The 6,999-nt window shown below is 59.8% G+C and carries 4 protein-coding genes, 1 tRNA gene, 2 pseudogenes and 1 other annotated feature; of the genes and pseudogenes, 2 read left to right on the forward strand and 5 right to left on the reverse strand.

What is annotated here, in order from left to right:
- Window positions 1–46: 46 nt before the first annotated feature.
- Window positions 47–2,173, reverse strand: coding sequence for a hypothetical protein (locus tag SJH88_RS02815; RefSeq protein WP_274753553.1), 2,127 nt, complete (start codon window positions 2,171–2,173; stop codon window positions 47–49).
- 159 nt (window positions 2,174–2,332) lie between these two features.
- Entirely contained in the window at window positions 2,333–2,632 is a 300-nt protein-coding gene (locus tag SJH88_RS02820; RefSeq protein ID WP_274753555.1) for a helix-turn-helix domain-containing protein, read from the reverse strand.
- A gap of 104 nt (window positions 2,633–2,736) precedes the next feature.
- Between SJH88_RS02820 and SJH88_RS02825 the strand changes: the two genes are divergently transcribed.
- The gene (locus SJH88_RS02825; protein WP_095377338.1) at window positions 2,737–3,360 is read left to right on the forward strand and encodes a LysR family substrate-binding domain-containing protein; all 624 of its coding nucleotides are present in this window, start codon (window positions 2,737–2,739) and stop codon (window positions 3,358–3,360) included.
- Between the two features lie 27 nt (window positions 3,361–3,387).
- Here the strand turns inward: SJH88_RS02825 and SJH88_RS02830 are convergent, their stop codons facing one another.
- From SJH88_RS02830 to SJH88_RS02840, 3 genes and pseudogenes are all read right to left on the reverse strand, one after another.
- Window positions 3,388–5,313: a tyrosine-type recombinase/integrase gene (locus tag SJH88_RS02830; protein WP_274753554.1), complete on the reverse strand. Its 1,926-nt coding sequence runs from the start codon at window positions 5,311–5,313 to the stop codon at window positions 3,388–3,390.
- A gap of 239 nt (window positions 5,314–5,552) precedes the next feature.
- Window positions 5,553–5,626: transfer RNA gene (locus tag SJH88_RS02835), tRNA-Gly, on the reverse strand.
- Between the two features lie 309 nt (window positions 5,627–5,935).
- Window positions 5,936–6,705: pseudogene (locus SJH88_RS02840) on the reverse strand (IS3 family transposase); the annotation flags it as partial.
- Window positions 6,392–6,508, reverse strand: a sequence feature (AL1L pseudoknot). Its footprint overlaps the pseudogene before it by 117 nt.
- Here SJH88_RS02840 and SJH88_RS02845 point away from each other — a divergent pair.
- Window positions 6,699–6,999: pseudogene (locus tag SJH88_RS02845) on the forward strand (transposase); the annotation flags it as partial. The pseudogenes SJH88_RS02840 and SJH88_RS02845 overlap by 7 nt on opposite strands.

Raw genomic sequence — 6,999 nt, forward strand, 5'->3', positions numbered from 1 at the left:
ACCGGGGTTTTGAAGCGAGTCCCTAACCGGCCGTGGCAGGCGATGGCTACTGCCCGAGCCCGTCTAGAACACTCTGCAGGTAAGCTCGTGATTGCGGTGAATAATGCTTGAGCTTCAAATCCTGAAAGCTGACACCAACCCGGTCGCCCAGAACGTTAGGCTCCAAGAAGTACATCGTCCCCTCCAGAGACAGAACTTTGTCCATCAACAGGCGTTGACGCAACGCAACACCCAGCGCTCCTTTGGTCATGCGGTAGTGCTCGACCTTGCCCTGGTAACGAGCTAGCCGGCCTTTGCTATGGGATCGAAATGAGATACACAGCCGGCGAAGCGCGCGCTGAGCATCAGCTATCCGAGGATCAGGGTCTTCCTCACCCGTGGATGCAAACGGATTCCACGGGTAGACCTTTGATTCTGGCCAAGCAACTTGTAGTTTCACGCCGGATCTGACTATTGGAGGCCGGAGGCCAGAATCCGTCACCGTCTGAGCAGCTTCGAGATAGACAACTTGATCGTTTTCGCCTGAGTGATCCGGCTTGATCACTAGCTCTCCACAGTTGAGCACCAGATTGCGGGCCTTCACAGCCACGGGGGCTACGATTTCCAACTGGCCACCATCTCCAAGCTCAACGTCGACTTCCTCTGCGTCGATGGTGATACCTCCGACCCGGCGACCGAATCGAAGTTCGCTTCCGGCGACGGTCGAAAACTCGTAGATATCTTCCTTGCCGTCCTGCCGCTGCAGCGACATCTCAACTTCAAGCGAGCCGTCCCCTTCCGCAATGAGGCGCACAGTGTCGCCTACCCCCGTTGCCGCTTCTAGCGATGCGTAGAGCAAACCAACGTGCTCCGCTGGAATCACGTTCCGCCCAGCAAGGGCTTGCTTGTAGAAAGTCAGCAAGAATGGATTAGGAGTGTTCTGCCCCCCGCTTGCGAACCGTTGCGCAGCGCGAGCAAGCTCTGCATCGTCGCTTGTCAGCGCTGCTGCCAAAATGCATGCACCAAACACTGCTCCTGCCGGCTTTTGCGTATTGCTGTCGAGAAATGGATGTTGCGGTAACAAGCTCTGCACCGCGTCTTCATATGCTGCAACCGCCTGCTGGGGAAGTCCCGGCAGCTCCGGGCTGCCAGCACCAAGAACTAGGGATGCAAGCCTGGCGAGTTGTTCCTGAGCCTCGTATAAGCCGGTAGATCTGACACCTGGCACCAGTGCTGCAAGCTGATTGGTGAGCTTGCCTGATTCACGAATCATAACTTCGGATGTAACTCGACTGAGAACCTGCCCCTTGAAGATAGACTCGATAGCATCACCAATTTTTCCCGGATTGGACTCTGACGCGATCACCGTTGCTACTGCTTCAAGGACTGGCGCGTACCCCGCGAACTGCCGCCCATCTGCGCTTGTTTCGGCAGTCAGGTGCTCGACTAAAGACGTCGCCGCCTTTTCATACACCAAAGAGTGGGCGGAAAGTGACCCTTCCAGATGCTGGTAGATCCGCTTGCCTGACGTCGAATCCACGGCCACAGCGAGCCGCTTTATTGCCGCCTGAACAAATATCTTTGCACGCTCGGGCTGGAATAGTTCGATATCGAAAATCGGCGGATTGAGGCCCGACTTATCGTTGAGGATTGCCCACGCCTCTTCGACGATACCGACCCGTCCGAGCAGCACAATGGGGATGCTTCGCATTCCTGCGACGTTGGCAACGTCTGCGAGAAAGTCTTCGAAGGAGCTTTGAGTTACGCGTAGTCTCGCCTCATCTAAAGCATCAACCAGAAGCGTTGATTGACCGGCCTGCCATGCACTCCACAGCCCTGCCTTGACGAGGCCACCAACCAAGTAATTTCCGGCAACCGTCGTTGCTGCTGCCAGATCCAAATAGACGGCATTCGTCGCTGCACAGATTTCTCTAGCGAGCGTCGACTTGCCGACAGCCCCCGGGGCGGCAATGAGCCAAACGCTTTGCGAAAGGTCGCTGAAGTCTGGGCGCAGCGAAAGAGCAGCTTCGACAAAAGCGGGCGAATGGCCCGGCGTGGCATGCCAGCCAGGCAGTTCTGCGGATGGGGTCTGCGCTCGAACAGATGCGAATCGCGGGCGCCAAAATTGATCTATTGAATATCCCATGAAAATCTTTCCTAGTGTGCTGTCTCGCAGATAACTGGCATTACCCATGCACCCATGCGCTTGGTATGTGGGCAGAAATAATACGGTAGGAACAGGCAGGCTGAGAGTCTGCTCACGTATCAGCGGACAGAATACTAGCCGCCCCGGCACAACGCGTGCCGCATGCCTGCGACCAGATGACTGACCGGCCAAGCCTTCGTTGCCTGGCTATTCGGTGGTGTTCTGTCCCCCGGACAGTCGCGATTCGGTCGCGGCCATCAGTGCCGCGGCCGAGCAACCCAGCCCCTTCGCGATCCGCAGGATCAACACCAGCGTGGGCATGTGCTCGCCGCGCTCGATCTTGCCCATGTGCGACCGGGCGATGCCCGCTTGTTCCGCGAGCACCTCCTGCGCCAGCCCCTGCGCGGACCGGGCCTCGCGCACGGCAACGCCGAAAGCGCGCGCTGGCTCGCTTTCATAGGTTCTTGTTCCCGCAGGTCTCCCGCGTTGCACCGATCGCTTCTGCATCAACAGAAGCGTCACGTGTCAAGCGAATTTAAACCACGTTAAACTTATTTCATTGACCGACAGCACGCGTTTTTTTCCAGTGTCGGCGTTGTGCGGGTGACACGATGATCGCTTCCGATCCTTTGAACATTGCCCTGTCGGACTGCCTGGCCTATCCCAGGTTGTCGGTACCGATGGCGGAACATCGTCGGCGCTATCCGGACAACCCGATTCGTCTTCACGAAGAGCGCTTGGAGGATCAGCATCGAGGACTGCTCGCGGGGGCTTTCGAGGCAGGCCTCTGCCAATCGCCCGCAGCCCCTGGGGGCATCGATGTCCGTCCCGTCTGGCGCGATGCGTTGGCACTGGCCGTGTCGGCCCATCACCCCTTGCTGGCCTTCGCGTCAGTGTCCCTGGAGCAGGCGGCCGACTACCCTTGGATCGCCCTGGATGGGCGCGACTGTGTCGGCTACTGTGGGCAAATCGACTCACTGCTGACGGTGGCCGGCGTCGTCCCCTCGACCGTCACGACGGCCACATCGTTCGGGTTGATGATGACCTTGGTGGCCGCCGGCTACGGTGTCTGCCTGGCACCCGCCGCCCGCATCGAGGGCCATCGTGCCCTTGGCGTTGTCCAGCGTCCCTTGCAAGAGGGCGCGCTGATGCTCACCACGTACTTCCTGAGCCGTCGAAATACGGACAGCACCCGCCTGGAGCCGTTCTTCCAAGCGCTCCAGGCAAGCGCCTGACCGAACTTCGGCGCGACCCTGGCTCGATCAGTCTCCCGGCGTCACTTCGGCGGCATCGGCAGCGACGGCTTCGCGCACCAGCCGCTGCACGCTTTGCCGGACCTGCTCAGGGAACTCGGTCGTCACGACTGGCTCGCTCGCCTGCATGCACTGTGCGGCCACCAGCCGCGCGGCAAGATGCAGGTTCGTTGGGTTGACGGCTTCGACGGCCGGCCGTGTCCCGAGAGCCTCGTACGAGCGCAGGAGTGCGTGGTAGATGTCCCAGGTGTCGATGCCCCGTGGCAGCTGCTTCAGGACGGACTGGACCAGCCTGCGCTTGAGCGGATCGAGCTGCCAGTCCGGCACGCGCTGCCCGCGATGCCCCATGTGGATCGACAGCAGGTTGCCGGCCTGGATCTCGTAGGTGATCCAGCGGCGCGACTTGCCCGCGAGCTTGGCGTAGTCCGCCACCGAGAGGTTGTGCGGCGCCTCGAAGGTCTCCAGCACTTGCAGGCGTTCGCGCTGCACCTCCGACAGGCGCGGCCGCGCGTACTCGGGCATGCGCACGGCCGACAGCCGCTGCACCGATGCCGGCGCTTCGGGTTGGTTGGACGTCGGCGCGGTCACGATCAGCTGCGGCGCGGTGAGGTCGGCCACCGGCGGCTGCGCGGCCGCCTGGCCGGCGATGGTCGGCAGGCCCTGGAGCGTGATGGTCAGATGCCGGCTGGCAACCTCGACCTGGTTTTGCTCGAACAGGTCCAGGCGATCGGCCCAATCCTGCATCATGACGCGGCGCTGCTCGACGTATTCGGCATGGTTGTAGGTCGCGCTGATCTTGTCTGGATCGGCATGCGATAGCTGGGCGTCCACCCATTTCTTCGGGTAGCCAAGTTCGTTCAGCGCCGTCGAGATCGTCGCCCGGATGCCATGCCCTGTGAGTTGGTCCTCGTAGCCCATGCGTTTGAGCGCGGCGTTGAGCGTGTTCTCGCTGATCGGGTTCTTCAGGCACCAGTCGCCTGGGATGAGATGGACCTGGGCAGGCTTGCATTGGTCCAACAGGTGGCGAACGATCTCCTGCGCCTGCACCGACAGCGGCACGATGTAGGGCGGGATGTCGATGAGACGCTTGCGCTTCTTCTTGGTCAGCAGCTTGCGCTGCTTGAGCCTGGCCACCGGGATGACCCACAGGCCCCGGTCGAGGTCGAACTGATCGGGCGTGGCGAAGCGAAGCTCGCCGGTGCGCACACCAGTGAGCATCAGCAGCCGGACGCCCAGCTGCGTGTTCAGGCGCCCGCGGTACTTGCGCAGTGTCTGCAGCATGACTGGCAGCTCGTGCATGCGCAGGAACGGGTTGTGTTCGACCGGCGGCAACGGCAGCGCGACCACTTCCAGGTCCCTGGACGGGTTATCGCCCATGTTGGGAATCGCCACCGTGGCGTAGGTGAACAACTGGGTGAACCAGGTCCTCAGCTTCTCGGCCACGGACAGCGAGCCGCGCTTTTCCACCTTGCCGATGATGTCCAGCAGGTGCGCGCGGGTAATCTCGTAGATGGTCAGGTGCCGCAGCGAGGGGAACACATCTTTCTTGAAGACGCGCCCGATCTGTTCCAGGCTGGTCTGCCGTCCTTGCTCCAGCGAGAGCCGGCGATGGGCCAGCCATTGCTCGTAGACGGCCATGAAGGTGTGCTCGCCGGCCAGGACGATCGCGTGCCGCTTGCGCTTGCGTTCGCTGTGGGGATTGACGCCCTTGGCGAGCAGCGAGCGGGCTTCATCGCGAAGTGCACGGGCGTCCTTCAGAGAGAGCGCCGGATACGTGCCGAAGGACATGCGGTCGCGCTTGCCGCCCCACGAGAAGCGGAAGTGCCACGCCTTTGCACCGGTGGCTGAAACAAAGAGGGAAAGGCCGTCTGTGTCGGCCAGGGTGTAGGGTTTGCCGGTCGCCTTGGCTTGGCGAACCGTGAGGTCCGAAAGCATGATCCCAACTCCTTGAAAGCGAGTTGAGTGCCATGTTTCCCATCGAGCCCCGGCTCCCCCAGCAACAATGCGGAATCGGGAAGCTCCGCATTGCGATGTACCACCTGATGTACCGGTTTTGACCGGCTGTCAGTGGATCTCGCTGGACGTCACTGGAATGGCTTTTCTAGAAAAGCCGAACCGTGACAATGACTTGCAACACTCCATGGACGTCCTTGGAACACCATGGAAAGTTGAAGTGGAGCGGGTGATGGGAATCGAACCCACGTATCAAGCTTGGGAAGCTGGCGTTCTACCATTGAACTACACCCGCCTATCTACTACCCCATGATTTCATTGATCTTTTGCCCGTAAGGCGTTGATCTTCAAGGATAAATAGGCTTTTTTTGCGATTCCTTTTTACTCAACCAAGCTCAACCAAACTCGTCCACAATCGGCAGCTTGGTGTAGTTTTTGGTGTAGTTTTTTTCTTCGCATTCAACTCAGATGCAGTGAAGGGCTGGTCCAAAACTGCCCCTTCACTTTCCAAATCTGGAAAGCATTCTAGCGCACTATCGTCCGCTGAATAAACGCACTTTAGTGGCTGATGTTGCCCCTGGTTTGTGAAGTTCTTGGCTGTCGGGTCAACCACAAAGTCCGTGCGCATGTGGCTACTGACCCGCCAGCCCAATATGCGGCGTGCATACACATCAATCACAAAGGCCACAAACATCTGCCCTTGCCATGTAGATACATAGGTGAAATCTGCGACCCAAAGTTGGTCAGGCCGGTGGGCTTTGAACTGCCGGTTGACGAGGTCTAGCGGGCATGGCATGGTTGTGTCTGGACGGGTTGTGCGCACCTTCTTGCCACGCCTTGCGCCTTCCAGGCCCAGCTTGCGCATCAGGCGTTGCACTGTGCAGCGGGCAATGGGTAAGCCTTCTCGGTGCATCTGCTTCCAGACTTTGACGACGCCATACACCTGCCAATTGGCGTGCCACACCCGTTGAATATGACTGCAACGTTCTTCATCTGATTGGCTGCGCTTGCAGCGCAGCCAAGGGCAGTTTCTTTGTTGAACCCTGCGCCTGTAGCCCGATGGGGCAATTTGCAGCAACTTGCAAATTGGCTCGACCCCATAGGCATCGCGATACTGGTCTACAAAGTCAATTAGCTCTTGATGCGACGGTCCAGCTTCGCCTGCGCAAAAAAAGCGCTCGCAGCCTTGAGGATGTCATTGGCACGGCGCAACTCCTTGTTCTCTCGCTCCAGTTGCTTGAGTCGCTCACGTTCATCCGTGGTCAATCCTGGTCGTTGGCCTGCATCTATTTCTTTGCGCTGCACCCACCCATGCAGGGTGCTGACCGAGCAACCTATCTTGGGGGCAATCGATTCACACGCACCCCACAGTGATGTACGGCACGGAGGTCTCACCCAGCCTGATCTCATCCGTGACGGATGCTGTGAGTGAGGAGGTCAAGGCCTGGCAGGCACGCCCGCTGGACGCCATCTACCCCATCGTCTACCTGGACTGCATCCACGTGAAGGTGCGCGAGGGCGCCATACGGATCAAGGCCGTGTACCTGGCCATCGGCATCACCATGAGCGGAGAGAAGGAGGTGCTGGGCCTGTGGCTGGCCCAGACCGAAGGGGCCAAGTTCTGGCTGCAGGTGGTCACCGAGTTGCGCAACCGGGGCGTACAGGACA

This window comes from Comamonas sp. GCA5, from assembly GCF_036541385.1.
GTDB lineage: Bacteria > Pseudomonadota > Gammaproteobacteria > Burkholderiales > Burkholderiaceae_C > Comamonas > Comamonas aquatica.

Excerpts from the sequence above, each read along its gene's own strand:
- SJH88_RS02815 (WP_274753553.1), bottom strand. The coding sequence starts at position 2,173 with ATGGGTAATGCCAGTTATCTGCGAGACAGCACACTAGGAAAGATTTTC.
- SJH88_RS02820 (WP_274753555.1), bottom strand. The coding sequence starts at position 2,632 with ATGCAGAAGCGATCGGTGCAACGCGGGAGACCTGCGGGAACAAGAACC.
- SJH88_RS02825 (WP_095377338.1), top strand. The coding sequence starts at position 2,737 with ATGATCGCTTCCGATCCTTTGAACATTGCCCTGTCGGACTGCCTGGCC.
- SJH88_RS02830 (WP_274753554.1), bottom strand. The coding sequence starts at position 5,313 with ATGCTTTCGGACCTCACGGTTCGCCAAGCCAAGGCGACCGGCAAACCC.